At 62.3% G+C, this 26,631-nt stretch carries 30 protein-coding genes; 17 read left to right on the top strand and 13 right to left on the bottom strand.

All coding sequences use genetic code 11. From position 1 onward, the window contains the following. Nucleotides 1–178: 178 nt before the first annotated feature. A complete protein-coding gene (locus HMPREF2808_RS07725; RefSeq protein ID WP_232748502.1) occupies nucleotides 179–997 on the top strand; it encodes a hypothetical protein in 819 nt (272 codons plus the stop codon). Between the two features lie 35 nt (nucleotides 998–1,032). Here the strand turns inward: HMPREF2808_RS07725 and HMPREF2808_RS07720 are convergent, their stop codons facing one another. Further along, on the bottom strand, nucleotides 1,033–2,085 hold the full coding sequence (locus HMPREF2808_RS07720; RefSeq protein WP_083299169.1) for a pseudouridine synthase: 1,053 nt from the start codon (nucleotides 2,083–2,085) through the stop codon (nucleotides 1,033–1,035). Here HMPREF2808_RS07720 and HMPREF2808_RS13525 point away from each other — a divergent pair. The 4 genes from HMPREF2808_RS13525 (at nucleotide 2,021) to HMPREF2808_RS07705 (ending at nucleotide 4,182) form a co-directional block, all read left to right on the top strand. Continuing rightward, nucleotides 2,021–2,167, top strand: a complete 147-nt coding sequence (locus HMPREF2808_RS13525; RefSeq protein ID WP_167595824.1) for a hypothetical protein — start codon at nucleotides 2,021–2,023, stop codon at nucleotides 2,165–2,167. The genes HMPREF2808_RS07720 and HMPREF2808_RS13525 overlap by 65 nt on opposite strands. A 40-nt stretch (nucleotides 2,168–2,207) precedes the next feature. Further along, the gene (locus HMPREF2808_RS07715) at nucleotides 2,208–3,104 is read left to right on the top strand and encodes a universal stress protein (protein ID WP_070523921.1); all 897 of its coding nucleotides are present in this window, start codon (nucleotides 2,208–2,210) and stop codon (nucleotides 3,102–3,104) included. Between the two features lie 140 nt (nucleotides 3,105–3,244). Beyond that, on the top strand, nucleotides 3,245–3,505 hold the full coding sequence (locus HMPREF2808_RS07710) for a GlsB/YeaQ/YmgE family stress response membrane protein (protein ID WP_010188457.1): 261 nt from the start codon (nucleotides 3,245–3,247) through the stop codon (nucleotides 3,503–3,505). A gap of 68 nt (nucleotides 3,506–3,573) precedes the next feature. Next, nucleotides 3,574–4,182, top strand: coding sequence for a TetR/AcrR family transcriptional regulator (locus HMPREF2808_RS07705; RefSeq protein WP_070563501.1), 609 nt, complete (start codon nucleotides 3,574–3,576; stop codon nucleotides 4,180–4,182). On the opposite strand, the gene yidC is transcribed toward HMPREF2808_RS07705, so the two are convergent. Then, nucleotides 4,139–5,125 (bottom strand): membrane protein insertase YidC, encoded by a 987-nt coding sequence (gene yidC, locus HMPREF2808_RS07700; RefSeq protein ID WP_070624361.1) that lies wholly within the window; start codon nucleotides 5,123–5,125, stop codon nucleotides 4,139–4,141. The two genes, HMPREF2808_RS07705 and yidC, sit on opposite strands and share 44 nt — an antisense overlap. A gap of 65 nt (nucleotides 5,126–5,190) precedes the next feature. Here yidC and HMPREF2808_RS07695 point away from each other — a divergent pair, with 65 nt between their 5' ends. Together HMPREF2808_RS07695 and HMPREF2808_RS13520 are read left to right on the top strand one after the other, a co-directional pair. Further along, entirely contained in the window at nucleotides 5,191–5,949 is a 759-nt protein-coding gene (locus HMPREF2808_RS07695; RefSeq protein ID WP_070624360.1) for a class E sortase, read from the top strand. After that, entirely contained in the window at nucleotides 5,949–6,101 is a 153-nt protein-coding gene (locus HMPREF2808_RS13520) for a hypothetical protein (protein WP_168162985.1), read from the top strand. The genes HMPREF2808_RS07695 and HMPREF2808_RS13520 overlap by 1 nt, the downstream gene beginning before the upstream one ends. 55 nt (nucleotides 6,102–6,156) lie before the next feature. On the opposite strand, the gene HMPREF2808_RS07690 is transcribed toward HMPREF2808_RS13520, so the two are convergent. Beyond that, nucleotides 6,157–6,711: a DUF2020 domain-containing protein gene (locus HMPREF2808_RS07690; protein ID WP_070624359.1), complete on the bottom strand. Its 555-nt coding sequence runs from the start codon at nucleotides 6,709–6,711 to the stop codon at nucleotides 6,157–6,159. Here HMPREF2808_RS07690 and HMPREF2808_RS07685 point away from each other — a divergent pair. Both HMPREF2808_RS07685 and HMPREF2808_RS07680 read left to right on the top strand, forming a co-directional pair. Further along, on the top strand, nucleotides 6,710–7,882 hold the full coding sequence (locus tag HMPREF2808_RS07685; protein ID WP_070523911.1) for a sensor histidine kinase: 1,173 nt from the start codon (nucleotides 6,710–6,712) through the stop codon (nucleotides 7,880–7,882). The two genes, HMPREF2808_RS07690 and HMPREF2808_RS07685, sit on opposite strands and share 2 nt — an antisense overlap. 36 nt (nucleotides 7,883–7,918) lie before the next feature. Continuing rightward, nucleotides 7,919–8,557 carry a LuxR C-terminal-related transcriptional regulator gene (locus HMPREF2808_RS07680; protein ID WP_010188464.1) on the top strand — a complete coding sequence of 213 codons (639 nt, stop codon included), beginning with the start codon at nucleotides 7,919–7,921 and terminating at the stop codon, nucleotides 8,555–8,557. On the opposite strand, the gene HMPREF2808_RS07675 is transcribed toward HMPREF2808_RS07680, so the two are convergent. Continuing rightward, nucleotides 8,554–8,871, bottom strand: a complete 318-nt coding sequence (locus HMPREF2808_RS07675) for a histone-like nucleoid-structuring protein Lsr2 (RefSeq protein WP_070523909.1) — start codon at nucleotides 8,869–8,871, stop codon at nucleotides 8,554–8,556. The two genes, HMPREF2808_RS07680 and HMPREF2808_RS07675, sit on opposite strands and share 4 nt — an antisense overlap. Nucleotides 8,872–9,066: 195 nt before the next feature. After that, on the bottom strand, nucleotides 9,067–9,699 hold the full coding sequence (locus HMPREF2808_RS07670; protein ID WP_070523907.1) for a DUF6474 family protein: 633 nt from the start codon (nucleotides 9,697–9,699) through the stop codon (nucleotides 9,067–9,069). Nucleotides 9,700–9,774: 75 nt separating this feature from the next. Here HMPREF2808_RS07670 and HMPREF2808_RS07665 point away from each other — a divergent pair, with 75 nt between their 5' ends. Next, nucleotides 9,775–11,211 carry a TM0106 family RecB-like putative nuclease gene (locus HMPREF2808_RS07665; protein WP_180952079.1) on the top strand — a complete coding sequence of 479 codons (1,437 nt, stop codon included), beginning with the start codon at nucleotides 9,775–9,777 and terminating at the stop codon, nucleotides 11,209–11,211. A gap of 127 nt (nucleotides 11,212–11,338) precedes the next feature. Here HMPREF2808_RS07665 and HMPREF2808_RS07660 read toward each other — a convergent pair whose 3' ends face one another. Further along, entirely contained in the window at nucleotides 11,339–12,631 is a 1,293-nt protein-coding gene (locus tag HMPREF2808_RS07660) for a copper oxidase (RefSeq protein ID WP_070562183.1), read from the bottom strand. Nucleotides 12,632–12,642: 11 nt separating this feature from the next. After that, on the bottom strand, nucleotides 12,643–13,794 hold the full coding sequence (locus HMPREF2808_RS07655; protein ID WP_070532618.1) for an MFS transporter: 1,152 nt from the start codon (nucleotides 13,792–13,794) through the stop codon (nucleotides 12,643–12,645). 70 nt (nucleotides 13,795–13,864) lie between these two features. On the opposite strand from HMPREF2808_RS07655, the gene HMPREF2808_RS07650 reads away from it, so the two are divergent. Then, nucleotides 13,865–14,761, top strand: coding sequence for a LysR family transcriptional regulator (locus HMPREF2808_RS07650; RefSeq protein WP_070624358.1), 897 nt, complete (start codon nucleotides 13,865–13,867; stop codon nucleotides 14,759–14,761). Nucleotides 14,762–15,180: 419 nt separating this feature from the next. Here the strand turns inward: HMPREF2808_RS07650 and HMPREF2808_RS07645 are convergent, their stop codons facing one another. Further along, complete coding sequence (locus HMPREF2808_RS07645; protein WP_070523894.1) at nucleotides 15,181–15,783, bottom strand: superoxide dismutase; 603 nt, start codon at nucleotides 15,781–15,783, stop codon at nucleotides 15,181–15,183. 165 nt (nucleotides 15,784–15,948) lie between these two features. On the opposite strand from HMPREF2808_RS07645, the gene msrA reads away from it, so the two are divergent. Then, nucleotides 15,949–16,599: a peptide-methionine (S)-S-oxide reductase MsrA gene (gene msrA, locus HMPREF2808_RS07640; RefSeq protein WP_070624357.1), complete on the top strand. Its 651-nt coding sequence runs from the start codon at nucleotides 15,949–15,951 to the stop codon at nucleotides 16,597–16,599. A 24-nt stretch (nucleotides 16,600–16,623) separates the two neighbouring features. Here the strand turns inward: msrA and HMPREF2808_RS07635 are convergent, their stop codons facing one another. Continuing rightward, nucleotides 16,624–18,465: an alpha/beta-hydrolase family protein gene (locus HMPREF2808_RS07635; RefSeq protein ID WP_070624356.1), complete on the bottom strand. Its 1,842-nt coding sequence runs from the start codon at nucleotides 18,463–18,465 to the stop codon at nucleotides 16,624–16,626. A gap of 140 nt (nucleotides 18,466–18,605) precedes the next feature. Between HMPREF2808_RS07635 and HMPREF2808_RS07630 the strand changes: the two genes are divergently transcribed. Genes HMPREF2808_RS07630 through HMPREF2808_RS07620 form a run of 3 tightly spaced genes read left to right on the top strand, consistent with a single transcriptional unit; the run spans nucleotide 18,606 to nucleotide 21,208 of the window. Then, nucleotides 18,606–19,553: an L-lactate dehydrogenase gene (locus tag HMPREF2808_RS07630; protein ID WP_070523884.1), complete on the top strand. Its 948-nt coding sequence runs from the start codon at nucleotides 18,606–18,608 to the stop codon at nucleotides 19,551–19,553. Next, entirely contained in the window at nucleotides 19,553–20,257 is a 705-nt protein-coding gene (locus tag HMPREF2808_RS07625) for a glycerophosphodiester phosphodiesterase family protein (protein WP_070531787.1), read from the top strand. Before HMPREF2808_RS07630 ends, HMPREF2808_RS07625 begins: the two co-directional genes overlap by 1 nt. 21 nt (nucleotides 20,258–20,278) lie before the next feature. Then, nucleotides 20,279–21,208: a DUF5926 family protein gene (locus HMPREF2808_RS07620; protein WP_070531791.1), complete on the top strand. Its 930-nt coding sequence runs from the start codon at nucleotides 20,279–20,281 to the stop codon at nucleotides 21,206–21,208. Between the two features lie 106 nt (nucleotides 21,209–21,314). Here the strand turns inward: HMPREF2808_RS07620 and HMPREF2808_RS07615 are convergent, their stop codons facing one another. The 3 genes from HMPREF2808_RS07615 to HMPREF2808_RS07605 form a co-directional block, all read right to left on the bottom strand. Then, entirely contained in the window at nucleotides 21,315–22,604 is a 1,290-nt protein-coding gene (locus tag HMPREF2808_RS07615; RefSeq protein WP_070532122.1) for an LCP family protein, read from the bottom strand. A gap of 207 nt (nucleotides 22,605–22,811) precedes the next feature. Continuing rightward, entirely contained in the window at nucleotides 22,812–23,510 is a 699-nt protein-coding gene (locus tag HMPREF2808_RS07610) for a CPBP family intramembrane glutamic endopeptidase (RefSeq protein WP_070531794.1), read from the bottom strand. Then, nucleotides 23,507–24,652 carry an amidase gene (locus tag HMPREF2808_RS07605; protein ID WP_070624355.1) on the bottom strand — a complete coding sequence of 382 codons (1,146 nt, stop codon included), beginning with the start codon at nucleotides 24,650–24,652 and terminating at the stop codon, nucleotides 23,507–23,509. Before HMPREF2808_RS07605 ends, HMPREF2808_RS07610 begins: the two co-directional genes overlap by 4 nt. Nucleotides 24,653–24,693: 41 nt before the next feature. Between HMPREF2808_RS07605 and pheA the strand changes: the two genes are divergently transcribed. Continuing rightward, a complete protein-coding gene (gene pheA / locus HMPREF2808_RS07600; protein WP_070562208.1) occupies nucleotides 24,694–25,599 on the top strand; it encodes a prephenate dehydratase in 906 nt (301 codons plus the stop codon). 11 nt (nucleotides 25,600–25,610) lie between these two features. Continuing rightward, a complete protein-coding gene (locus HMPREF2808_RS07595) occupies nucleotides 25,611–26,258 on the top strand; it encodes a histidine phosphatase family protein (protein WP_070597027.1) in 648 nt (215 codons plus the stop codon). A 23-nt stretch (nucleotides 26,259–26,281) separates the two neighbouring features. Here the strand turns inward: HMPREF2808_RS07595 and HMPREF2808_RS07590 are convergent, their stop codons facing one another. Then, the gene (locus HMPREF2808_RS07590; protein ID WP_070531807.1) at nucleotides 26,282–26,629 is read right to left on the bottom strand and encodes a metallopeptidase family protein; all 348 of its coding nucleotides are present in this window, start codon (nucleotides 26,627–26,629) and stop codon (nucleotides 26,282–26,284) included. Between the last annotated feature and the right edge of the window lie 2 nt (nucleotides 26,630–26,631).

Genomic DNA, 26,631 nt, shown 5'->3' with positions numbered 1-26,631 from the left:
TTCCAGGTCTGAACAAATAGCTTTTTAGTGACAGATTCATTAGGCCCCGCCTCGGCACCACGTCTGTCGATGCTGGGGTGAAGTTGTTCTGTTCGTCTTCCTTGGCAGGGTCAGTTACAGTAGAGGCTGTGGTTATTGGTGTTGTTCGCGCAGACTGTCAAAGTTGCGGGCGTTGCGTTTGAGCGACAAGTTTGACCTGTGGGAACTTCCCTATGAGGGAAAGACCGTCTATGTTCTGCTTGCAGCACGGAGCAAAGTTTCTGCCCTGGCGGACTCAGAAAGTGCTGAAAGTCTTGCTACCTCGGATGAGATTCAGACGCGGGTTGCGCAGTGTCCTATACCCCGTGGGTTGATGGATAGGGTGCCGGCTGCATGTCTGATACGTGAGGGGCAGGTTGTCTCCCGGGTGAAAGATATTGAGCATTCTTTGGTCTTGAGGGAGAGGCCGGCCCCAGGGTGGGAAGAGGACGGTCTGAGCCACTTCTTTGCGGACAAGACTGTAAATGTCTTTGAGCCCGATAGTCGTTCAGCGCGGGTAAGACTCGGTGATGACCTTAAGCGGATCGACTTTCTTCCGGTTGCCAACGAGTCAGCACGGAAGAGGCGCGTTGACTTAGCCACACATCCCCACCGCGCGGGCGCGTGGGAACTCAGTAAGAAGTTCGCATTGGCGGCGCTGTCCTTTGTTCTTTTGCTTTTCGGGCCGGCGATTCGTGACCGACTAGAACCAGTGATTGAACCCGTGGCTAAGCGCGTTTCGGACCTGCATAGCCGGGGTGAGTTTTACGGCATGGTGTTTGAGTTCTTCCAGATTGACCATGTGATTGATTTTGCGGCGTCTCTGTTCAGTCCGATTGGCGCTGTCGTCGTTCCGGTCGCTGGCTTGGTGGTGGCCTACGTTGCCGGGTGGAAGGGCGCGCGGGACACGGGCACCTGGTGGGAGGCGGCCGGGCGTCCGCTTGGAAATGAACGCGAGATCCCGGCCTTCGAAAGGTAGGTCGAAGGCCATTGACAATGGTTAAATGTTCCTAATTACGGGCTCAATAAATGGTGGGTTCCAAGCGGTAGTTGAGAGGAGAATTCTCGGGGTCTGGCTGTGAATGGATCAACAAAAGAAATGTGTGTCGCCGTCAGGTGCATGGGAATCCGCATGTCTTCGGCCTCTGCAGGGAAAATGACCGGGTATATGGGGTCACCAATAATAGGGATGCCCGCCTGAAGCATGTGTAGCCGGAGCTGATGAGTCTTGCCGGTCTGTGGCTTGAGAGTGTACTTCGCTATCTCGGGAAGTGAACCGTGGATGGCTTCGTACGGTGCCTTATCTACTGGTTCCACGCCGCCGACCTCGGTGATGGCGTTGACTTCGCCCTCGACGATGCGACCTTGCAATTCCCCTGGGGTCTTCTCCATACGGGAGCGCCAGACGGTGCCGGGGGAGACGTCGGCAAGCGGGGCGATGGCTTCGTAAGTCTTGGTGACGCGGCGCTCGGCGAAGAGCGTTTGGTAGGCGCCCCGAACGGTGCGGTCCTTGGTGAAGACGAGTATGCCCGAGGTAAGCCGGTCCAGGCGATGCGCGGGGGAAAGCTCGTTGTTGCCTGTCATTCGGCGAAGGCGAACGGTGGCAGTCTCCGTGATGTGGCGGGCGCGAGGCATCGTAGCCATGAAGGGCGGCTTGTCGACGACCAAGAGGTGCTCGTCTTCGTGCAGGATTGGGATGTCGTATGGGACGGGTGTTTCGGGAGCCGGCATGCGGTAGAAGTACACCATCGCGTTGGTGGCGAGGGTGCTGTCGGGACTAAGCGGGGTGCCGTCTTGGGATACAACCTCGTTCGCTGTGAAGCGGGCTTGGAGGGCCGCGTCGTTATCGTCGGGGTGGCGGTGACGTTGGGTCACGATGAGGTCGTGCACAAAGTCCCACGCGGTGATGGGGCCTTCGACAACGCGGGCGTGAGTGGGGTTTAGTCCATCGCGGATAGGAAGTGGTGTTGCGCCACGCCCTTTTTGCGATATTCTTTGCCCCATGGATTTCAACTCTATTCTCGCGCCCGTCATCGATTTCTTCTCTAATGGTATCGGTGCCGTCATTCGTGATATTGCTGTGGCTGCCTACAACATTCTTTTCCCAGCGAATGCTGATGCCGCTACCGCCCCACAGGTCGGCCAGTAGGTATTAGACTGGAGGTGTAAGCACTTCGAAAGGAAAGGTCATGGCAAAGGAAGACATTGTCGTCGTCGCCGTTGATGGTTCGGAAGCGTCGAAGAACGCCGTCCGCTGGGCTGCAAATACTGCGGTGAAACGGGGTATCCCGCTACGTATCGCATCGAGTTACACGATGCCGCAGTTCCTCTACGCCGAAGGCATGGTCCCGCCGAAGGAGCTTTTTGATGACCTCCAGGCAGAGACCTTAGAGAAGATCGAGGAGGCCCGCGCCGAGGCTCACAAGATTGCCCCGGATTTGAAGATTGGCCACACCGTGGCTGAGGGTTCCCCGATCGACATGCTGCTGGAGATGTCCAAGGACGTCACCATGATTGTCATGGGTTCCCGCGGCATGGGCGGCCTGTCCGGCATGGTCATGGGCTCGGTATCTGCATCTGTGGTCTCCCACGCATCCTGCCCGGTGGTCGTGGTCCGTGAGGATAACCACGTCACCGAATCCACGAAGTACGGTCCCGTTGTTATCGGTGTCGATGGTTCCGAGGTCTCCCAGAAGGCAACCGATTACGCCTTCAAGGAAGCAGATGCCCGCGGCGCTGAACTCATCGCCGTTCACACCTGGATGGACATGCAGGTTCAAGCTTCCCTGGCTGGGCTTTCAGCAGCCCAAGCGGAGTGGGCCGAGGTCGAGAAGGAGCAAGCAGAACTGCTGACCGAACGCCTCGCGGAGTTCCAGGAGAAGTACCCGGACGTGCAGGTTAAGAAGGTTATCGCCCGTGACCGCCCGGTCCGTGCACTCTCGGAGGCCTCCGAAGGTGCGCAGCTGCTCGTTGTGGGCTCCCACGGTCGCGGTGGCTTCAAGGGCATGCTCTTGGGCTCTACCTCCCGCGCACTGCTGCAGTCCGCGCCGTGCCCGATGATGGTGGTTCGACCAGACTCGGAGTAACCATCGCATAACCTCGCTATAACGATTCGGGCCCTTTTATTGGATAAGTGGTGTGCCCGAGTCGTTTTGGTGTTTTAACGCGTACGGTGGGAGGGTACGTAGATAAACGCTATTTACTGTTATTCAAAGGAGTGAGTGTCATGGGACTCGGTCTCGGTTTCTTTGGTTCGATTGTTGTTGGCATCATTGCCGGCTGGCTCGCTGAGAAGATTATGAAGCGTGACCAGGGGCTGTTCACCAACCTCATCGTTGGTGTTATCGGCGGCCTCATCGGTGGCGGATTGCTAGCGCTCTTCAACAAGAGCGTCGGCGATAGCTGGTTCCTGATGATCATTACGGCAACGGTCGGTGCATGTATCTTGCTGTGGATCGTGGGAGCCATTACGGGCCGCAAGAAGTAAAAATTCGCATACATACCGGTTTGTCTATATTGTATAGATGAACCGGTTTTGTCATGTGAGGAGAAGAAATGGCCGAAAAGAAGTCGCGTCGCAACCGCCCGAGCCCGCGGAGCCGACTACTTGAATCCGCCACGCGGCTCTTTACCACCGAGGGCATCCGCGTTATCGGCATTGACCGTATCCTGCGCGAGGCCGACGTGGCGAAGGCGTCGCTCTACTCCCTTTTCGGCTCCAAGGATGCCCTCGTTATCGCCTACGTCGAGGCCCTCGATGAGGAATACCGCGCTGATTGGCAGAGGCGCACCGAGGACGCGACCGATCCGGAGAGCAAGATCCTCGCCTTCTTCGACAAGGCCATCGAGGAACAACCCTCCATGGAGTTCCGGGGCTCGCACTTCCTCAACGCGGCCGGTGAATACCCGCGTCCAGAGACGGATGCCGAGCGGGGCATCGTGGCCGCCTGTGTGGAACACCGCACGTGGATTCATTCCACAATCACAGCGTTGCTCAACGCCAAGAACGGCTACCCCTCAGAGGAGCAGGCGAGCCAAATTCTCATCTTCCTCGATGGCGGCCTTGCCGGCGCTCGCCTTACCCGCGACGTCGCTCCACTAGTAACCGCGAAGCAGCTGGCTATTCAGCTTCTCTCGGCGCCTCCTGCTGACTATTCGATTTAACAATTTTGCGTGCCTCCGCCACGATGGCAGAGTGGCGCTTGCGGGCAGCAGCAACCTCCTCTTTGTGCGCAGGGTCTTCCTTAAGACGCTGTTTTTCGGCCTTCTTTTCCTTCTTCTTTTCCTTAGCCCGCCACCGCCGGATGCTGTTGCGCCGCTGTTCGTGGACGGCCTCCGGTAGGGGATAGCGGCGGTGCAGGATGAATTCATATACCAAGGTCTGTAGCAGGGTGAAGAGGTAGGAGCAGCCCCAGTAGAAGATGATGGTCACGGGGATGGGGCCATGCCAGGCCACTTTCCACAGCATCCACGGAATGAGAACCACCATGAGCGCCATGAACCACAGCAGGCGGCGCGGAATCTTCTGATCGAAGAGCGTGGTAAGAAAGCCACGGTAGAGCGTGATGAGCGTATTGAGGGAGGTGAACACGAGTGCCGCCACGAGCATCGGCAGGACCAAGTCGTGATGCTCGCGCGCGAAATCGGTGAGGGGGACGCCGAAGACGGTGGAGGTGCGGAAGGAGGAGACGTCGTCAAGCGTGAGCATCCCCACCGGTTCATTCGCGGAACCTGACACCCGAAGAACCACCTGGTAGAGGCCAATGAAAGCCGGGATGATGAGGAAGGCAGGGAAACAGCCCACCAGCGGGTTGTGCTGGAAACGCTCCTTGAGCTCGCGCTGTTGAGTGAGGATGCCGACAGCCTCGTCGACCGAATCGGCCTGCGTGAGGTGTTCATTGAGTTCGGTCATCTCCGGGCGCATGAGGGCGCCGATGCGGCCCTGTTTCACGGAGAGCCAATTCAGCGGGGCGATAATGCCGCGGACCGTGAGCACGAGGAAGACGATGGTGAGGATCCACGCCATCGAGCCGTCAAGGAAGGAACCAAAAAGCAAGTGCCACAGTTTCATGATTCCGGAGACCGGGTACATGAAGATGTTGATCATCGCCTACTCCTCTTTCTGCAGGGTGATGGGGCACTTACACGTTACCGGGAGGCTAAGGTATGGGTATGCCCCACCCCACCGCGCGCACTCGGCCGACCGTAGGGACCGTCATCGGTGAGCTTATGCTGACGGCCGGCGTGCTGTTGCTGCTTTTTGCGTTCTATGAGTCCTATTGGACAAATATCGAGTCTGGTCAGATGCAGGACCAAGCCAACGAGACGCTGCAGGAAGAATGGCACAACCCACGCGGAGCGGGCCATGCCCCGAAGCTCGGTGAGGCCTTTGCGCGCCTTTATATCCCGGCCTTCGGCTCGGACTTCGCGTTCGCCGTTCTCGAAGGCACCGATGAAGACGATTTGTTGCGCGGGCCAGGGCACTATGCTGACACGCAGATGCCTGGTGAGCCGGGCAATTTCGCGGTAGCCGGGCACCGTGTGGGCAAGGGCGCTCCCTTCAATGACTTGGGAAACCTGCAGGCTTGCGATGCCATCGTCATCGAAACCGCGACGGACTGGATTACCTACCGCGTGCTGCCTATCGAGGGGGCTGCGGGGGACTGCTTCAGCCCAGAGCAGCAAGCCAAGCCGGAATACCAGGCTGTACAGGGGCGCCATATCACCCTGCCGGGTGATGTGAGCGTGCTCCAGCCTGTTCCCGGGGTGGAAGGGGCTGAGCCCAGCGAATCCCTGCTCACCCTCACCACCTGCCACCCGCAGTTCTCCAACGCAGAGCGCATGATTATCCACGCCATGGAGACTGACCGGGAGGCTAAAGCACCCGGAGCAGATAACAATGCCCGCCCCGCCGTCTTGGAGGAGAACTAATGTATCGCGCACTCTGGAACCTGTTGCCCGGCCCCACCGTGGTCAAGGCGGTGTTGGCGCTGGCCCTCGCCGTGGGGGTTTTCTTCCTGCTCATGGAGGTGATTTTCCCCTGGGTAGCGGCGCAGATGCCCTATAATGACGTCGCCGTTTAGGCGTTAGTCGCTGTTTAGACCATTAAATGCTTAGGTCGTTACTGTGCTTAGGTCGTTACAGACCTAAGCGGTTGATTGCTTCCTGCGCTATGAGCTGGGGCTTGAGAGTCTGCAGCTGGTTTGACCACACCACCACGGCGTGGTTGTCCTTCTGGACGGCAAAGACCGAGTGATCCTCAAAGACGCCGCGCCCGCCGGACCACCCATCGAATTCGGCGAGCTCCGTATCCTCAACCGGTGCGGCCCAATCCACGACCGCGCGCGCCTCGTCGACGCTGGGCATCTGCCGGACTAGGACGGTAACCTGTGGTTCCTCGGGGTAGGACCAGAACACGCAGGCGGGGGTGCTAAAGCGCTTGTCGACGCCCCACCGGGTCATCCTCTGCCCATTCGTATCGGCCACCCACTGCGTGTCCAGGTAGGGGCAGTCTTCCCAGTCACTGACCTCGGCGGTAGCGTCCGTGGGCAGGCCATCGCCTGAGTTTGTGTCGGACGCGGGGCTGGAGGCCTCGGTGCTGGGGGCGGGGTCGGCTGCATCCGAACACCCCACCGCGGCAAAGCCTATGCCGATCAGGCAGGCGGCGAGCGGGGGAAGTAGGCTGTGGCGCATGACGTCCACACTAGACCAGCGCTCGGTTGAATCGGATGCACTGCGCAACGGTATCCACGTCCTGACGGCGACGCTGCTGGTGGTGGCGATATTTATGACGGTGCGCCTGCCGCTGTGGCAGGGCGTGCTCAATCTGCTGCTGTTGGTCTCCTTCGCGGTGGTGTACTTCGGGGGCTCGGCCTATATGGAGACCCTGCCGCGCATCGCGCGCTATGGCTGGATGGTTATCCTCACGGTCCTGTGGCTAGCGGATATAGCGGTGGCGCCCGCGGCCATCTACCTCGTGTTCTCTCTGTATTTTGTCTACCTCTACGTGCTGGAGATGATCCCCGGCATCATCTGCGTGCTCGCGGCCACGGCGGTGACCATCCTGGTGCAAGTACCGGGCGGGCTCTCCTTCGGCGGCATCATGGGCCCGGCGGTATCGGCCTTGGTGACGATTGCTATTACCTATGCCTTCCGGGCGTTGAGCCGCATGAACCAGGAGTTGATGAAGACCCGTTCCCAGCTCGTGGAGTCCGAGCGCACGGCCGGCATGACCGCTGAGCGCCAGCGCATCGCCCACGAAATCCACGACACGCTGGCACAAGGTTTGTCCTCCATTCAGATGCTCCTGCATGCCGCTGACCGCGATCTCGCACAGGAGGATATCCCCAAGGCGCAGGAACGCATCGAACTGGCTCGGCGAACAGCGGCGGATAACCTCCACGAAGCGCGCGCCATGATTGCGGCGTTGCAGCCGGCGGCGTTGTCCGAAACCTCCTTGGGGGCGGCCATGACAAGGATGGCTGAGAATTTTGCGGCGACCGGTGGGCTCGACGTCTCAGTGGACGTAGAAGGCGATGCGCAACAGCTGCCCATGAAGGTGGAGGCCGCGTTGCTGCGGATTGCGCAGGGAGCGGTGGGGAACGTCGTCAAGCATGCCCACGCCATGAAGGCTCGGGTGACCGTGACGTATGCGCCGGACGAGGTGCGCGTGGACGTGGTGGATAACGGCCAGGGCTTTGATGTGGAGGCAGTGGAAAATAAACCGGCGGGGCTGGGCCACATTGGTCTATCCGCCATGCGCCGGCGCGCGGCGGAACTCGGCGGCGAGGTCGTGATTGAATCCACGCCGGGAAGTGGCACGGCGGTCTCAGTTAGTGTGCCCTTAAACAACGATGTAGATTAGGAAATTGTCCACACCGTACCAATGAGGAGGAAGCCCGTGATTAGGGTCTTGCTTGCCGACGACCATGAGATCGTGCGCCTAGGTTTACGCTCGGTGCTCGAGGGGGCTGAGGACATCGAGGTTGTGGGCGAAGTCGCTACGGCCGAAGCCGCTGTGTCCGCAGCCCAAGCGGGTGGCATCGATGTTCTCCTCATGGACCTGCGTTTTGGTGCGGGGATCGAGGGCACACGCGTCATGGGTGGTGCGGAAGCGACCGCCGCTATCCGCTACTCCATGGAGAATCCCCCCAAGGTGCTGGTGGTGACCAATTACGACACCGACGCGGATATCCTCGGCGCAATTGAGGCAGGCGCGGTGGGCTACCTGCTCAAGGACGCGCCGCCGGTAGAGCTGCTCGCGGCGGTGCGCTCGGCGGCGGAAGGTGATTCGGCGCTCTCGCCCGTGGTTGCTGACAAACTGATGACCCGCGTGCGCACGCCGCGCACCTCGCTCACCCCGCGCGAGCTCGAAGTACTGAAGCTGGTCGCGGCGGGTTCCTCAAACCGTGAGATCGGGGTGGAGCTGATGCTGTCGGAGGCGACGGTGAAGTCTCACCTGGTCCACATCTACGACAAATTGGGCGTGCGCTCCCGCACCTCCGCCGTGGCGGCAGCACGCGAGCAGGGCGTTCTTTAGAGGTTGTTGGCGTCGCGGTACGCCAAGATGACGTCGTTGGGGATCTTGCCGCGCTCGGCCACCTCGTAGCCGTGCTTGGCGGCCCACGCGCGGACATCGGCCGGCTTGTAGCGGCGAGTGTCCTTCTTGACCGGGTGGCGGGCAGCCTTCACGAAGGGCTCCAGGGCGGCGTGGAACTTGTCGGCATTCTCCTGCGAGACGTCGAGGAGGTAATCCTTACCGTCAACGCTGAAGCGGATAACGATCACTTCATCTTCGTTGAGGGGCGAATTATCAATATCGTCAAAAAACTGGGTGATTTCGCGGCGTGCCATGTTTCTCCATTCGAGCTCTAAACTGATTCTCCCGCTATTAACTATAGAACGAAAACAAATTCCGTGACAGCGTTAATATGCATTGCCAAAAAGGGGTTTTGAGCGCGAAAGAATAAGCCTTCGGGCCGCGTATCCTCCACCGTCTAAAAGCGGGGAAGGCAGCGGCCCGAAGGCGTAGAGAATCCGTGCGAGCGGCTATGCGCGCAGCTTGGACTGGATCTCGTCGTTGAGCGAGTCGATCTCACCGGAGATGGAGCGGTGCGCGCGCTGGCGCTGCTGATCGGTCATGTACTCGGCATTGTCGATCGCAGAATCAAGCTCGTTGAGGCGCTCCTTGACGTCGCGCTTGAAACCGGCGGGAAGCTGCGCATCCTTCAGCGAATTGCGGATACCGGCGGTGCGGGCCTTGAGCGGTGCGCCGTGGCCGGAGAAGGAGGCCAGCTGCTCGGCGCTGACGCCGGCCTTCTGCGCGCGCTTCTTCTCAACCTCGCGCTGGGCAACGGTGATGCCGCGGTAAAGCAGAGGCAAAAGAAGGGGTGCTGCGGTGCGCAGGGCGCCGGCATAACGCTTGACATTGTTCTTATTAAAGCGGCCTTCCTTAATGCGCTCGAGTTCCTTCTTGGCCATCTTGTATTCGTGCTTGCGGCGCTTCTTTAGGCCCTTTTCCTCGGACTTGATAAGCGCCTTTTCCTGCCGGGCCAATAGCTTTTGCTGGCGGTGCTTGGCCTTATCCGCGGCCTTTACCTCTGCCTTTGCGCGGGTTTTGGCAGCCTTGATCTCGGCGCGGGCCTCACGGCGGGCCTTGCGGATCTTCTTCATAATGCCCATTGAAACGTCCTTAAATAATCTATCTTTAGGGTCTCGCTACAACTCTAGCAAGGTGGTCTACTAAGCTCACCTGCTGTGAAGGATGTGCTCGTCGCCACGGATCTCGTGGGCTGCCGTTATCGCTTGGTGCAGCGCCGCGCGCATCCCGAGATCCCACGCACCGCGGTGAGCCAAGCCCGGGCGGAGCGCCACGCCGCGGCTATCGATGCCGCGCTCGCTCGCCTTCCCAAGAAGGGGCCTGGCCGTTTCCGCCGGATTGATCTGGAGGGAGATGATTTCGAGCGGGCGCTTGCCACGCTGGAGGCGCTGGCTCACGGTTACACACACATCACCAACGCCGTCTTTTCTACGGCGGAGTGGATGGTGCGCGTGGAGCTTCTGGTTCGGGACGGTGATAAATACAGCCCCGTTATCGTCTCGGATCACCGCGTGGCCCGCCCGCATGAGAACTCGCGCACGCTGGTTGTCCCCACCCATCGCTTGGGATTGAGTGAGCCGCTGCCGGCGAAATACAAGATTAAGCATCACGCCGTCGATGGCTACCGTTTAGCCCTGGCCGCGCGGGGTTTGGAGGACGTCGGCCTGAATTCTGGCAGGGGTGCGGCGATTGGGCAGGACCGCGGTCAGGCTTTTGTCACGGATACCTCGCGCTTCGGCATCGATGAGGCGCTCGTACAGCCGCTTCCCGCTGGGCCGCGCCGCGTCAAGGAGTGCGCCTCCTGCCGCTTTTGGCCCTTGTGTAAGCAAGAGCTGGAGGCCCGCGATGATATCTCCCTCTTCCTGCCGGGTGACCGCGCTAACCCCTACCGCGAGCGCGGCATCACGACGGTGCAGGGGCTTATCGACGCCTCCCTCGGCGCCCCCTCCGCCCTCGCTGCTGCGTGGCGCGAGGGCGTCCCTTTGCTGCGCCGCGACCGGGTTAGCGTTCCTCGCGCGGATGTGGAAGTCGACGTCGATATGGAGGCCTACCTGGATCAAGGTGCCTACCTGTGGGGCGCGCTCCTGGACGGCGAGTACCACCCCTTTGTGACCTGGGATCCGCTGGGAGGGCGGGCCGAGGCGGAGAATTTCGCCGAGTTTTGGGAGTGGCTCATGGGGGTGCGCGCTGACGCGCATGCAGCGGGCAAGACCTTCGCGGCCTATTGCTACTCCGCCCACGGCGAAAACCATTGGATGCGCAGGTCCGCCCAGCGCTTCTCCTCCCCGAGCCTGGAGGAGGTCGAGGAATTCATCTCCTCAGAGGAATGGGTGGACATGTTCGTCCACGTCAAGCGCAGTTTCGCCGGCACTGCGGGCCTGGGGCTGAAAACCGTGGCGCCCGTCGCTGGCTTTGAATGGCCGGAAGAGTTCGATGGCGAGGAATCCGTCAATGCCCGCCGAGCCGCCCTCGCCGGTGACACGGACGCGCGTGCGCAGATTCTGCGCTATAACGCCGGCGATGTGCGCGCGACCCATGCCGTCCGCGAGTGGATGTCTCACGGCGCGCCGGGAGTGCCATCCCTCGAGCCCTAGCTTCTCCCTGCCCTCCCGTGTGCAAGTCCCCAGACCTGAAACCCGCAACCTGCAGGTGGGCGTCGCCAAGCGCTTGCCGACGCCCCACCACCCACCCCAGGAGGTTGCGGGTTTCAGGTCTGGGGATCTACAGGATGAGGCTGAGTCCGCCGAGGATAATGAGCACCGCAAGGGCCACCCACACCTGGTCCCAGTCCGTGGTGGTCGTGGGCGCTGGGCCTTCGGCCTTCTTGAGGAGCACGGCTTTCTGAGCCTTGACCGCGCGAGCGGTGAGTACGGGGATGATGGCCATGGAACCGAGGCAGAGCAGGGAGGCGGCAACCATGGTGAGGGAACTGGAGGTGGCCAGCCACAGGGCAAGCCCGCCGTTGATGAAGACCGAGCGCCCCAGCCCCCAGCGGTTGTATTCGCGCAGGCCAGCCCGCACCGCTGAAGGGCCGCCGCCCATCGTGGTGGGCAGCATATAGCCCATGACGCCGATGAGCAGTTGGGCGCCAAACCCTACGACGAGCGCGAGCATGGGAATCTGTGGCTCGCTGGAGAAGAAATGCTGGGTGGTGTAATACACCAGGCTGCCGAGCAACCAGAAGCAGGAAAAGAGCACAGATAGCGCCGGGAAGGTGATGCGCCCGCGTGGTTCTCGGAACACGGTGAGGGCATTGAGCAGCCAGCTCTGCAGGCTGAGCGCCCAGCCGACGCAGTAGACGATCAGACCCGCTTGCGGTACATTCCACGCGCTGCCGATCACGGTGGTCACCACGCCCAGCGCCAGCAGCGTGAAGCTTAGGCTCATGTGTGGGTTGATTCCCTTGGTGCGCCAGATAGATGGGAACAAGATGGTGAGTGAACCGGCGGCTGCGAGGCCGACGAAACCGCCGATGTTGGCGGCAACGTGTGCAATGAGCAGGCGCGGATGGGAGGGGTGTGTGGCGAGGAATGCGCCAAGAGTAGCGCCCACGGCAAGGAAGAAGGCCGAGGCCACATAAGCTGCGACGACGGGGCGGAATCGTTTGGATTCCGCGCGGCGCCACAAAGCAAAGAGGGCCAACCCATGCCAGGACACCGCAAGAGCGACGAGTGTGGCGCCTATCTGTGTGAGCACCCAGTGGTGGCCCCAATATTCACTGAGGATTTGGCCCACGAGGGTGAGGATAACGCCGGAATTCTGCAGATAAATCCGCGCGAGCTGGCGAGGGCGGGCCGACATCGGAACTTTGAGCTGCACGAACTTTTCGGTGAGGTGCTGGGACCACACCACGATGCTGTTGCTGAGGATGCCCAGGGTGAAGAGATGGATGAGGACCCAGCGGTAGTTTGGGATAAGGGTGTGGGTTGCGCCGGCGAGAAGAAAAACCATCATCCACAGGCTGACCGGGCGGGATGCTTTCCTGTGCCATGTGCGCGGCGACCACTTGTCCATAAAACACGAGTTTATCCGGTTTTTCTCACAACCCAACTCAGCACCGCGATGCCCGTGGCGAGGGCGGTGTAGACGGCGATGAAGCCGGTCCACGACAAGGAATCAAAGAGCACGCCGGCCAGCGCGCCCAGGATGGAGCTGCCCAGGTAATAGAAGAAGACGTAGAGGCTGGAGGCCTCCGCGCGGTCGTGGGTGGCGATATGGCCCACCCACCCCGAGGCCGTGGAGTGCGCGGCAAAGAAGCCGATGGTGAATAACACGATGCCGAGCAGGGTGGGGATTAAAGAGCCCATGCATAGCGCGATGCCCACGGCAAAAAGCAGGCAGGATAGGAGCAGCGTGTTGGCGTGGCCTACTTGTGAGACCAGCCGGCCGGCGCGCGCCGAGGACCATGTGCCGGTGAGGTAGAAGAGGAAGACCAAGCCTGCCAAACCGGGCGCGAGGTGGAAGTGGTTGATGAGCCTAAATGCCAGGAAGTTATAGAGGGATACGAAGGTGCCCATGGCCACGAAGGCCACGATGAATAAAGGGATGAGGCGGGTATCCCGGGCATGGCGGAAGATGGCTCGCAGCTCCGAGCGGAAGTGGATTTCCTTTGGGGTGAAATTCTGCTGGTAGGGCAGCAAAATAGCGGCGATGATGGCGAGGATAAGTGTGACCAGGCTGGAGCCGGCCAGGGCCCAGCGCCAGGAGGTGAGCTCGAGAAGCCCGGTGGGGATGAGGCGGCCGGTCAGCCCACCGATGGTGGTGCCGGCGATGTACAGCCCCATGGCGCGGGCGACGTAGGAGCTTTCGAGCTCCTCCGAAATCCAGGCCATGGCGGTAGCGGGTGCGCCGGCGATGACAGCGCCCTGGAGCGCGCGGGTGGCGATGAGGATCTCTGGATTGGGGGCAAGCGGCACGAGCATGCCGATGAGCGTGGCCGCGATGGTGGAAACAAGCAGTAGTTTTCCGCGACCGATGCGCTCGGAGATGATGGACACGGGGATGACACAAATGGCCAGCGCACCGGTGGCAGCGGAGATGGTCATGGCGGCTTCGGTGGGGGACATGCCCATGTCCTCCACCAAGGTGGGCAGCATGGCTTGGGTGGGATAGAGGCAAGAAAAAATTGCCAGGCCCACGAAGAGCATGGCAATGGTGGCGCGCCGCGTTCTGGTCATGCATCAAGCATGGCCTAGCGCGGATTATGTGTAAAATGTCCGAAAGTTACTTAAAGCATGCGAGGTGTGCATGAATCTGGAAGATGTGCGCGGCGTGGTCGCCGTGGCGGACCATGGACTCGTCGGCGCGGCTGCCGACGCCCTCGGGCTCTCCCAATCCGCGCTGACCCGCCGCGTGCAGCGTATCGAGGCGGAGGTGGGGGCCAGCCTCTTCGAGCGCAGCGGCCGGCGCCTGCGGCTGAATGCCCGCGGCCAGGCATTCGTGGAACACGCTCGGCGGGTGTTGATGTCCGAAGCTGCCGCGCGCGATGCCGTGTCCCGCCTCATGGATCCGGAGCGCGGCACCGTGCGCCTCGACTTCATGCATTCCTTGGGCACGTGGATGGTCCCGGAGCTGCTCAAGGCCTACCGCGCCCAGCATCCCCACGTGGATATCCGTCTGCACCAGGGTGCGGCCCGCGAGCTCGTGGAGAGGGTAGCCGCCGGCGAATCCGACTTGGCGCTGGTCGGCCCCCGCCCTACGGCCCCCGGACCGCTAGGGTGGCACCAGCTCAAACTGCAACGCCTCGGTCTAGCGGTTCCGGAAGGTCATTGGGCCGCAGGGCGAGACGGGGTGCGCATGGAAGACTTCCGCGATGAACCCTTCATCGGCATGCTGCCGGGCTATGGAACGCGCATGTTGCTCGACTCCCTAGCGAGCGAGGCCGGCTTCACCCCGCGCCTCGTCTTCGAATCCATGGAGCTCACCACCGTGGCGGGCCTCGTGGCCGCTGGGCTGGGATCGGCTCTGTTGCCGCTCGACGACCCCTACCTCAAAGCCCGCAACCCCGTCCCCCTGCAGCCCGCGGCCTACCGCGAGCTAGGACTGGTGTGGAGGAAGGGCGATGATGCCCCGCCGGTCGAGCACTTCAAGGATTTCGTCGTGGCCCGCACCGCTGAGGGCAGTAGCTTGGTCGAGGCCGACTAGCTGCCGAAGGGAAGCTTAGCGGCCAGAGCAGCGAGCGTCTTCGGGGTAGAGACCTCGTGGGGCAGCCAGGGGATGGTGTGCACCGGTTGGCCCGGCAGTTTCACCGCGAGCAATGCGAGGGCCGCGCCGCGTTGCTCTCTATGACGTTTAAGTGGGGGCAGAAGGGGTGTAGCCCATCACCCTCACGGGTCGCAGATTGCCTTTGCCGAGAGGCCAACTGCCCTACATGACGAAGATCCGCGCGGATCGGCAATGACGGCGTATAACTTTGGCAGCTCGGGCAGTTTCGCCTCGCGCACCGGGAGCAGGAGTCCTGTGCAAAGGCCTGCAGCTTGTTGAAAACGCGAACCCGCGCTGGGCCTCAACGAAGAGGTCCCAGCGCGGGTTGAAGCTACGTGGCCTTAAGGAGGCCGTCGTGCTTACTTGGTAGCAGCAGCGTAACGCTCAGCAACGTCGTCCCAGTTGAAGACGTTCCATACGGCCTTAACGTAGTCAGCCTTCACGTTCTTGTACTGGAGGTAGAAGGCGTGCTCCCACATATCCAGCATCAGCAGCGGGGTGAAGTTCACGGAGATGTTGCCCTGCTGATCGGTGAGCTGCTCAATAACCAGGCGACCAGCAACGTGGTCATAGCCCAGAACTGCCCAGCCGGAGCCCTGCAGGCCGGTAGCAACGGCGGAGAAGTGAGCCTTGAACTTCTCGAAGGAACCGAAGTCACGGTTAATAGCCTCAGCCAGCTCGCCGGTGGGCTCGCCGCCGCCGTTCGGGGAGAGGTTCTTCCAGAAGATGGAGTGGTTGGTGTGGCCACCCAGGTTGAAGGCCAGGTTCTTGGACAGAGCGCGGATGGCGTCAGCATTAGCCTCGCCGTTGCGCTGCTCCTCCAGGGCCTCGAGCGCAGCGTTAGCGCCAGCAACGTAGCCAGCGTGGTGCTTGGAGTGGTGCAGCTCCATGATCTCAGCGGAGATGTGCGGCTCCAGGGCATCGTATGCGTAGTCGAGTTCCGGAAGTTCGTAAACAGCCATTTGTTTCATCCTTTCTTTGGGGTACGAGGCCCCATGGTAGGGGCCGGATGAGAATTTGGCCACAATAATTTTTCTATGGGAGCCGCCGTGAACAAAAACCTGGATTGCGGGCAGTACGGCGGAGTATAAGAGGGAGGACAACGCTAAGTGTAAGGAGAACCCAGCATGTTTCTTTTCAAGCCAGAACCCACGCTGGTGGCAGCTAAGGACGCTCTTCCCGGGCGCGCGGAGCCTGTTCTTGAGAACCCGCAGCCCCACGCGGTCCTGGGCACTCCGATTACCGGCCCGTGGAAAGAGGGGCAGAAATCCCTCATCATTGCCATCGGTTGTTTCTGGGGAGCCGAGAAGATGTTCTGGGAGACCGAAGGCGTGGAGGCAACTTCCGTGGGCTATGCGGGTGGCACCACGCCAAACCCCACCTACTACGAGGTCTGCCGCGGGTTGACCAACCATGCGGAGTCTGTGCAGATTACCTATGATCCACAGCGCGTGAGCCTGCGTGACCTTGTGGTTAAGGCCTTGGAAGCTCACGACCCCACCCAGGGCTTCCGCCAGGGCAACGACGTGGGCACGCAATACCGCTCGGCCTTCTACCCAGAGACTGAGGAGGAACGCGCGGAGATTCAGAAGCTCGTGGATTCCTATGCGGGCATGCTTGCCGACGCCGGCTTCGGCGCCACCACCACTGAAGTCACCCTCCTCAGTGAGACGGACTCAGGCCAGTACTACCTGGCTGAGGACGAGCACCAGCAGTACTTGCACAAGGTGCCCAATGGCTACTGCCCGCACCACAGCACCGGTGTGAAGTGTGGCTAGCGCAGTGAGCGCACTGGCGTGCGGCTAGAGCTGCTTGCGCACGTGCGTGCGGAAGTCGGAAGGTTTGTTGAGCTGGTCGCGCTCCACGAAGACCCGCATGCGCTCGGCTAATTCTGGGGTGAGTTGAGTGCGCGTTTGGGATCCAAGGACGGAATCCCAGTACCAAAACGTTTCCTCGAAGTAGTTGTGCCCGTGGCCGCCGGGCACGTTGAGGGAGTTGATCTGATCCAGGGCCACCTGCCAGAAGGTGATGAACGGGTGCCAACGCAGATTCTTAAAGGTATCCGCGTACAGGGTCTGCGGGGTGGGCTCGTGGATCCAGTTGGGGCGGGCGTAGATGAGCTTGCTGTCCCACCACACGATGGCGTCGGAGGCGTGCTGGCCCACCGCCACGCGCGGGCGTTCCCAGCGGCCATAAGGTTCGCCGAAGGCGTCGTGCTCCATGTGGGCGGGAACGGCGGCGAAGCGGAGGTGCCGGCCGCCGTCGATAAGCGGCAGGCGTTCCAGGGAACCGCGTTCACGGTGCAGGCGCCGCATGAAGCTGGTCATCCGCGGGGGTCCGGTGAATACCGCACCATCGCAGGCGGCGAGGAGTTCCTCGAGCGTCTCAAAGTTCTCCACGATGGCATAGCAGCCCAGGGACTCGCCACTGAAATACAGCTTGGGGCGGTTGTCCTCGGGGAGGAGCTCGAGGCGGTCATGGACGGCCGCGATGAGCTCGCGCGCAAAGATGCGGGAGAGGTTCTTGTCCACCAGGTAGGAAAACATGGAAGGCAAATAGTCGAATTGCAGGGCCACGGTCGCGCAATTGCCCCGCGTGAGGAATTCGTAGCCGCTGACCGCATAGTTATTGATCCACCCTGAGCCGGAGGGCATTTGCAACACGATCGTGTCGCGGTGAAACGCGCCCGTGCGGTCCATCTCCGCCACCGCGTGGCGTGCGGCGGCGTGTGGGCCGCGACCGCGAATGAGTCCGATATAGATGCGAATTGGCTCGTGGGCGCGCTCGAAGTGCATGACCTCCTTGATGTCCTGGGCGCGCGGGCCGCGGTCAAGAAACGCTCTGCCCTGTGAGCCGACGGCCGTCCAAGGCTCATGGGACCACGGGCTGCCAGAACGCTCCGGCTCCCACGGCATGGCGGAGCCCGGGTATACCAGCTTGTTGAGCGCCAGGCCTTGGACGGAGGCCTTGCGGAGCAGGCGACGCCACACCATCCGGTCGCTGACCAGGGCTGTGGCGAAGCCGACCGCGCCGCCGGCTAGCGGCCAGGCAATCCACCTGGGCAGCCAGCGCTGGACCTGGAGGGACAGCTGAGTGACGGTGAGCTGGGCTGCCTCCCCCACAACGAGCAAGGCGCCGTAGCCTGCCGTGCCCACGGCCATGCCCAGTGCTGCGGACTGCGGGCCGCGGTCATTGAGCTTTCCCACGAGCCGGGCTTGCTCCGTCTGATTGCGCAGGGAGCGTATGCCTGCGATGAGCGTGCCAACCCCCAGTGCGTAGTAGGAATAGCGCCGAGTGGTGGGGCCGACGCGGTCCTGGGGGCGGCGGCCAGCGTGGTGCAGCGCGCGCTTGGCAGCGAAGGCCGCGGTGGTCGCGGCGAGGTGTCCAGCGCCTTGGCCGATGGCCACGTTGGCGGCGGTGACCCACCACGGGCGGGGCAAAAGGGAAGGGGAGACGGCTGCCCACGTTGCGACTTCGGCGCCGAAGAGCCCGGGCCACATGTTTTGTGGCAGGCGCCGCCGGCCAGTCATGCGCATGCCGGGCGTGAGATCGCTGATGATCTCCAAGGAAAAGATTGCAGCCTGAAGGCCCGTGCGGGCGGTTCTGAGTGCGATGCGGCGCGCAAGTTGACGCATGCTGGCCATTGAACCAGCTTTAGGTGCGACGTGCAGCGCAGCCTCCATAGATGTCCGATCGGACATGAAAATGTGAGATCGGACTACTGGGTCTGTGAATTCGGGCGCATAACGAGCAAAATTCGGACATTGGGGGCACAATAGGAGGCATGGGAAATCATGTTGGAAACAAAGTAGTACTCATCGGCGCTGGCGACGTTGGAGTTGCTTACGCCTACGCTCTGGTCAACCAGGGAACTGTTGACCACCTGGCCATCATCGACATCGACGAAAAGAAGCTCGAGGGCAACGTCATGGACCTCAACCATGGTGTTGTCTGGGCCCCGTCCCGCACCCGCGTGACCAAGGGCACCTACGAAGACTGCAAGGACGCCTCCATGGTCGTCATCTGCGCCGGCGCCGCTCAGAAGCCCGGCGAGACCCGCCTGCAGCTCGTGGACAAGAACGTCAAGATCATGAACTCCATCGTGGGTGACGTCATGAAGAACGGCTTCGACGGCATCTTCCTGGTCGCCTCCAACCCGGTGGACCTGCTGACCTACGCGGTGTGGAAGGCCTCCGGCTTCCCGCACGAGCGCGTCATCGGCTCCGGCACCGTCCTGGACTCGGCCCGCTACCGCTACATGCTCTCTGAGATGGATGACGTGGCACCGACCTCCGTCCACGCCTACATCATCGGCGAGCACGGTGACTCCGAGCTGCCGGTCGTCTCCTCCGCCAACATCGCTGGTGTCTCCCTGTCCCACCGTTCTGAGAAGGACCCGGGCTACAACGAGCGCATCGAGAAGATCTTCGAGGACACCCGCGACGCCGCCTACCACATCATCGACGCCAAGGGCTCCACCTCCTACGGCATCGGCATGGCCCTGGCCCGCATCACCCGCGCGGTCATTCAGAACCAGGCTGTCGCACTTCCTGTCTCCGCTTACCTGCAGGGTGAGTACGGCCACGAGGATGTCTTCATCGGCACCCCGGCCATCGTTGACCGCTCCGGCGTCAACCGTGTTATCGAGCTGGCCCTCGATGACCACGAGAAGGAGCGCTTCGAGAACTCCTTCAACACTCTCAACACCATCAAGGAAGAAATCTTCGGCTAGTGAAGATTGTCGCCCACAGGGGATACTCCGGGAAATATCCGGAGCTATCCCCTCTTGCCTTTGAAAAAGCGCTCGAGCTTCCCATTCACGGCATCGAGTGCGATATCCGTCTGAGCAGCGACGGCAAGGTGGTGGTTCACCATGATCCCACCCTGGACCGCACCACGAATGGCTCAGGCCGAGTGTCTCGCATGACATGGGAGGAGCTGCGCCGCCTCAAGATCGGTGGTGGCCAGCGCATGCTGCTTCTCGACGAGCTCCTCGAGATGCTCGGCGATAAGAAGCATCACCTCTACATCGAGACCAAGCATCCCTCGGGGCAGGGCGACATCCTCGAAGAACAGATGGTGCTGCGGTTGCGCTACGCAGGGCTTGTCGACGACCCCCGGATCCACATGATTTCCTTTTCCCACCGGGCCATCCGTCGAATGGCAGCGCTCGCCCCGCATATCGACCGCATATATTTGCGCCGCGATTGGGAGCGCCATTTCAACCGCCCGGACATCCTGTTATCGCAGCCAACAGGCCTTGGCATGTCACTGTTGCGCGGCAAGCTGCAGCCTGCTGCCATCGGTGCGCATGGTCTGCCCACGTACATGTGGACCATCGACAAACCCGAGGACATGAAGTGGGCGTGGGCCAACGGGGTGGATATTCTTGCCACGAACCAACCGGAAGTGGCCCTGCATGCCATTGAGCTGTAATGAACAGGTAAGTTGTTCAGTATGGCCAAGAAGAAAAAGAAGAACGAACAGCTGCCGGAGGGTATGTCCCGCCGCCAAGCTAAGCTCGCTGCCCGCGCCGCCGAGCGCGCTGCCCTAGAAAAGGACCCCCGCCCCTTCGGTGGACTCGCCGCTGAGGCTAGCCTCGTCGCCCTGCAGGAATTCGTTCCTTCCGCAACGGCGAAGCTGTCTGTGAAAGGCTTTGACAAGGACGTTTACGTCGCCACCGTGCTGCCCGGGGCTACCGCCGCACTCATCCGTGATGAGGAGTCCGGCGGTGAGGCCTTCGTGGGCCTGCAGGTGCAGTCCCACACGCACAATCCGGGCCGCGACCTGGCTTTCGCCCTGAACTGGGTGAAGAACAACGCGCCGGGTTCCACTCTCGAGTCCACCGCTGCTGATGGCTCCCAGCCGGAGCTCAAGGAGCTGCTGGAGGAGGACGCCGAGCTGGAAATCAACGTCTACCAGGACTTCGCGTGGTGGATGCCGGAAGGCGCGCAGGTTCCTCCGCAGATGGCGCAGGCCCTGCAGCGCGCTAACGATTCCGTCATCGAGTCCTACCAGGTGGGCCAGGAGGCTGAAGGCTTTGTGGGCACCGCCTTCTGGGCTAACGCCGGTGGCGGCAAGGCGCACATCCGCTGGGTCCGCCCCTGCGATGACGAGAATGCTTTCCTTAACGCCCTTGCGCGCATCGCCGCTCGCGGTGAGCTCAACCTGGGAGAGAACACCAAGTTTGCCGGTGTCTTCCGTACCCACGGCCTCATCGCTCCGGTCTTCGACCTCGACCCGGAGGTTGCGCACGATTCCTACGAGGCAGAGTTGTCTCGCGTGAATAAGGCGCTGGAGGAGGAGATCTCCAACGACGCCAACCTCGACGCCGATGAGCGCAAGCAGCTGCAGAACATCAAGTCCCGTCAGGTGACGCTGCGCTAGTATCTCGGTGCCTTCGCCCCCGAGGCGCGGGTACGAAACGATCAAATAAGGCTCCAAAACCACAAGGTTTTGGAGCCTTATTTGATCGAAACGACCGGCCGAAGCCTTAGCGCATGGAGTCCCAGAGCGCTTGGGCCTCGGCGTCATCCCAGAGGACGACGTTGCCCACGACCGTGTCCTCGAAGCCGCCGATGGGGACCGTCTTTGTTTCCACGCCGGAGGCCATGGATAGCGCCACGCGTGCAAGGTGCCAGACGTGGTCCTTCTCGTTGACAATGAAGGAGTCGGCGGTGTGGTTAACCAGTGAAATTGCCTTGAAGGGGTTGCCGATGGTGGAGAAAGACGTTGCCTTATCCAGCAGCGCGGCGAAGAACTCGCGCTGGCGCTCCACGCGGTCCAAGTCACCCATCGCGGTGGCGCGGGTGCGCACGTAGCCGAGCGCATCCGGCCCGCGGAGCTTCTGGCAGCCCGCTTGGAGGTCGATGCCGGCAAGCGGATCGTTGATGGGCTCCTTGACGCAGATATCCACGCCGCCGACGGAATCCACGACGTTGGCCAAGCCACCCATGCCGATCTCCGCATAGTGGTCGATGTGGAGGCCGGTGGCTTGCTCCACGGTTTGGGTCAGCAGCTGTGGGCCGCCGTAGGTAAAGGCTGCGTTGACCTTGTCCATGCCAAAGCCGGGAACGTCGACATAGCTATCGCGTGGAATGGAGACCAACTGGGCCTTTCCGGATGCGGGAATGTGCAGCAGCATGATGGTATCGGTGCGGCCGACGCCCACATCGCCACCGGTGCCTAGCTCCGCCTGTTGTTCTTCAGTGAGCCCCTGGCGCGAGTCCGAACCTACGAGCAGCCAGTTTGTACCAGAGGTTTGTGCCACCTGCTCGGTGGGCAGGGCATCGATGCGCGTTAAACGCGAATCCGTCCACAGGGTGAAGGCCACCATGAAGACGAGGGCGATGACGACGATCCAGCCCAGGCAACCGAAAGCCTGCTTGGCTGGGTTTACTTTCTTGCGGCGGCTGTGCGGGCGACCTTCGGCACGCCTGCGGGTGGGGGCTTGCGGAGCATAGCTACGCGGTGGGGCATCCGGGGTGTACCGATTGGCGCGGACAGCAGGCTGTTGCGAAGGTACGCTCCGGCGGGGCGCTGGGCGCGCAGGGGAGCGCTGGGCCATGTAGGCGTCGACGTCGAAGCGGGTCTCCTCCGGCCGGGAACGCCGCGCGCTGGGGCGCTGAGCGCGGGAGGATGAATGCGCAGGATTAGCTTGCTGCGCGGATGGACGGCGGCGCACCGGTCGGCCGTAGCGATCACGCAAGGGCTGCCCGTCGGCACCAAGGACGAACTCGCCAGCGTCATCACCGGCTGCGTGTGAGCCGCGCGGGCTGGCCATGTTCCGGGGGCGGGAAGGGCCTGCAGAGCTAGCGGAGCCCGCGCGGCGAGGCGTGCCGTGGGGCTCGCCGGCACGGCGGGCTTCGCGCTCTGGATCGCGTCCTTGGTAGGTCATGGGGAACACTGTACCGCGAAACAACTTCTGCCCCACCTATCACACAGGGGGACGGTAGCTGTCTTTTCGCTGTGGCTTGCTGATAGCTCTTATTTAAGCGCCGAAGAGGAGGGCGTAGCCAACGAAAGCGATGGCGTCGATCAGAAAGTGCGCGATGACCAACGGCCACACCTTGCCCGTGCGGTGGAAGTACCAGCCATAGACCACGCCCATGATGATATTGCCGAAGCCCGCGGAAACACCCTGGTAAAGGTGATAAGAGCCGCGCAGGATGGAGGAAGCCGCCAGCGTTGCGGGCAGGGCCCACCCAGACTGCTTAAGCCTGGTCATGAGCCAATACACCACCACGAGCTCCTCCGCCCAGGCATTAGCAAAGGACTTGATGAGCAGCACGGGAATCTCAATCCACGTATCGAAAGCTCCCGGGACGACCTCCTTGGTCCAGCCGAAGTGCAGCGCTATGTAATACAGCGCCAGACCCGGCAGACCGATTACCGCCGCCAACGCCGCGCCATGCAGGCCATCCCGCCACTGCGGGCGGGGTGGAGAAGAAATCAAGTACAGAGCAAGCGCTCCCCACGCGAAGAGCACCGCGGCACTGCACAGCTGGAAGGCGAGGTCGAGCAACGTAGTCGCTGACTGCGAAGCGTTGATGGTGACCGATTGCTCATTGAGCGGCGCCGGGTTGAGCAGAGAATCGGTCAGACGCAACGCGGCGCGCACACCCGAAATACCAAAGGTGATGGTGAGGACGATGAGTATTTCCGCCCGCAGGCGTGAGCGCGCGCTCATGGGTGAAGCACCTGGGCGAGGCCGAGAAGGGAGGCATCATCAAGCGTGAGCGAGCCCAAGTGCACGCCCACCGGCGGATGATCGCGCACCGGCCAAGGCACGCAGATGGCAGGCAGCTGCGCCACGTTGAACAGCGAGCCCCACGGTGACCACCGCGTTTGCTCATCAAAGTTGGCCTGGTGATCCAGCGCCAGGAAATGCCCGCGCCGCGGCGGATCGAAAGCCAGCATGGGACTCAAAATGGCATCCACGTCCCATTCCTGGGCCAGCATCTCCGGCAGCTGAGCGGCATGGGCGCGGGCCGCGGCGAATTCGGAATCCGTGACGCGGCGGCCCTTCGCGCGAATCCACTCCGCGTAACCCTCCGCGAAGTCAAGCCTAGCCAGCCGGCGGCTAAAGATGTGCTGGAAGGCCTCAAAGGTAGCCGCGGCCTGGGGATAGGGGGAAATGGCCACGGTTTCGAAACCCGCGCCTTCAAAGGTGGCGGTGGCCTCCGCGACCGCGCGCAGCATGTGCGGGGCCACCTCGGCTTGAGCGAAAAGGGGATCCGTTAGCACGCCAATGCGGGCGCGCTGGGCACGCGGACGAAGGCCATGCAGCGCGGCGGTATCGGCGATGCTGCGCGTGATGAACCCCTGCACCGAGAGGTCCTCGCCGCCGGGCTTAAACCCGACGACGCCGCAGGCAGCGGCCGGAACGCGGATGGAACCGCCACCGTCGGAAGCATGCGCGGCGCGCAGCAATCCACGCGCCACCTGGACCGCCGCTCCGCCGGAGGAACCGCCTGGCGTATGGCCGGGGTAGAGAGGATTATCCGGGTGGGGCAGGCCGACAGGTTCGGTGTCGACGCGCAGGCCCAGCTCGGGCGCGGCAGACTTGCCGACGACTCGCGCGCCGGCGTCGATAAGCTCCTGCACGAAAGGATCAGTCTCCTCCGCCACGTAGGTGCGCTCGGCATGACCGAGCGTGGTGGGCATGCCGGCGACGTCGTTGAGATCCTTGACCGAGAGAATCCACCCGCTCAAGCGCCCGTGTGCCTGTGGCCGGCGCTCGAGATCGAGGTACGTGAAGCCGTGCTCGGCAGGGCTCAGGCCCGCTAGATCCTCGCGCAGCTTGTCCAGTGTGAACTCGGTTCTCTCCATGGCGGCTCAGTCTAGTAGTTGAGTGGGATAAAGTTGCTGCCATGAGCACCACCATCGCATTCCTCGGGCCCGCCGGAACCTTCACGGAAGCGGCGATGCAGCATTTTGCCGCTGACTTTGATTCCCCCGAGGGCCTTCCGGTGAGCTCGCCGGCAGAGGCGCTGGCGGCGGTGCGCTCGGGCGCGGCGGACTATGCCTGCGTGGCCATTGAGAACTCCGTGGACGGACCCGTCACGGCTACTTTTGACGCGCTTGCCGACGGCTCCCGGGTCCAGATCTACCGCGAGGTGGACCTGCCGGTGTCCTTCTCCATTCTGGTGCGCCCCGGCAGTTCCAGCCGCACAACTTTCTCCACGCATCCTGTGGCCTACCAGCAGGTACGCGGTTGGTTGGAGCAGAACCTGCCGGACGTGGAGTATGTCCCGGCGGCGTCGAATGGCGCGGCGGCGCAGGCCGTGGCGCGCGGGGAGGTGGATGTCGCGGCCGCCCCTGCCCGGGCAGCGGAGGTCTTCGGGCTGGACTCGATTGCGGAGAATGTCGCGGACGTTGCCGGGGCCACGACCCGCTTCGTCCTGGTGGGGCCGGCCGGAAAACCGACCGAGCGGACCGGCAACGACAGGACGTCGGTCATCTTCACCCTGCCCAACGAGCCTGGCTCCCTCGTCGGCGCCCTCCAAGAATTCGCGCACCGCGGGGTGGATCTTTCCCGCATCGAATCCCGACCGCTGCGCACCGTCTTCGGTAACTATCGCTTCCACGCCGACCTCATCGGGCACATCGAGGACCAACCGGTGGCGGAGGCTTTGCGGGCGCTGTGGTTGCGCGCGGAGAACGTCGTTTTTGTCGGCTCCTGGCCTTCCGCGGTAAAACTCGGGGAGGGCCCACGGGATTTGGCGCGGCTGAAAGAGGCCGATGACTGGGTAGCGCAGGCGCGCACCGGTCAATAGTGTGGTGAAGCATGACCGGAAGAATCATCCTCCTGCGCCACGGCCAGACCTATTCCAATATTGACCGCATCATGGATACCCGCCCGCCGGGCGCCGAGCTCACCGAGCGCGGCCGCGGCCAGGCGGAAGATGTCGGCCGCGAATTGGCTGAGCTGTGCGCAGGCCGCCGCGTGCGATTTGTGTGTTCTATTGCCCTGCGCGCCCAGCAGACGGCGATGCTGGCCGCCCGCACATACGGCGAGGCAGCCGATGAGCGCAGCGTTCCGGTGGAGGTTCGCGTGGGCCTTCACGAGGTCTTTGCCGGCGAACACGAGATGAGCGGCAGTGAGGATACCCACCGCGAGTACATGGTGGCGTTGCGCGGCTGGGTCGACGGCGACCCGGAAGCCCGAATGCCGGGCGGTGAAAGCTACGTGGACGTGTTAGGGCGCTACCAGCCTGTGCTGGAGGATCTCGCTGCTGAGCTGGAGGATGATGAAGACATCATCGTCGTCAGCCACGGCGCCGCCATTCGTGTGGTGACGACGCACGCCTGCGGCGTGGACCCCGATTTTGCCTACACCGGGTACATGCCCAACTGCCGCTTCACCCTCATGGAGCCGCAGGGCCAGCCCTTTGGCCAGTGGGTGCTGAGGCGCTGGGCGGATACCGAAGTTTAGTTCATTGCGGCCACGGTAGGTACCTACCCCCAGCCGAGCTCGTGGAGACGGTCCTCCTCGAAACCAAAGTAGTGCCCGACCTCGTGGAAGACAGTCACCATGACTTCGTGGGCGAGCTCTTCTTCCGAGTTGCTTATCGCCTGCAAAGGCTGCCGGTAGATCGAGATGGTGTCTGGCAGGTGGCCGGTGTGTGAGGCCGTGCGGTGGGTGAGCATCACGCCCTCGTAAAGCCCAAGCAGGTTGGGGCTATCCGGGTGCTCTTCTTCGACGAGGATGACCAGGTTGCGCATCTGATCGACGAAGCGATCCGGGATCTTGTCCAGGGCCTCGCCGACTAATTCCTCGAAGCGTTCCTCGCTGACCTCGTACATGT

It is taken from the genome of Corynebacterium sp. HMSC078A10, from assembly GCF_001811565.1.
Lineage (GTDB): Bacteria > Actinomycetota > Actinomycetes > Mycobacteriales > Mycobacteriaceae > Corynebacterium > Corynebacterium hesseae.
This window is presented reverse-complemented; position numbering and strand designations above follow the sequence as displayed.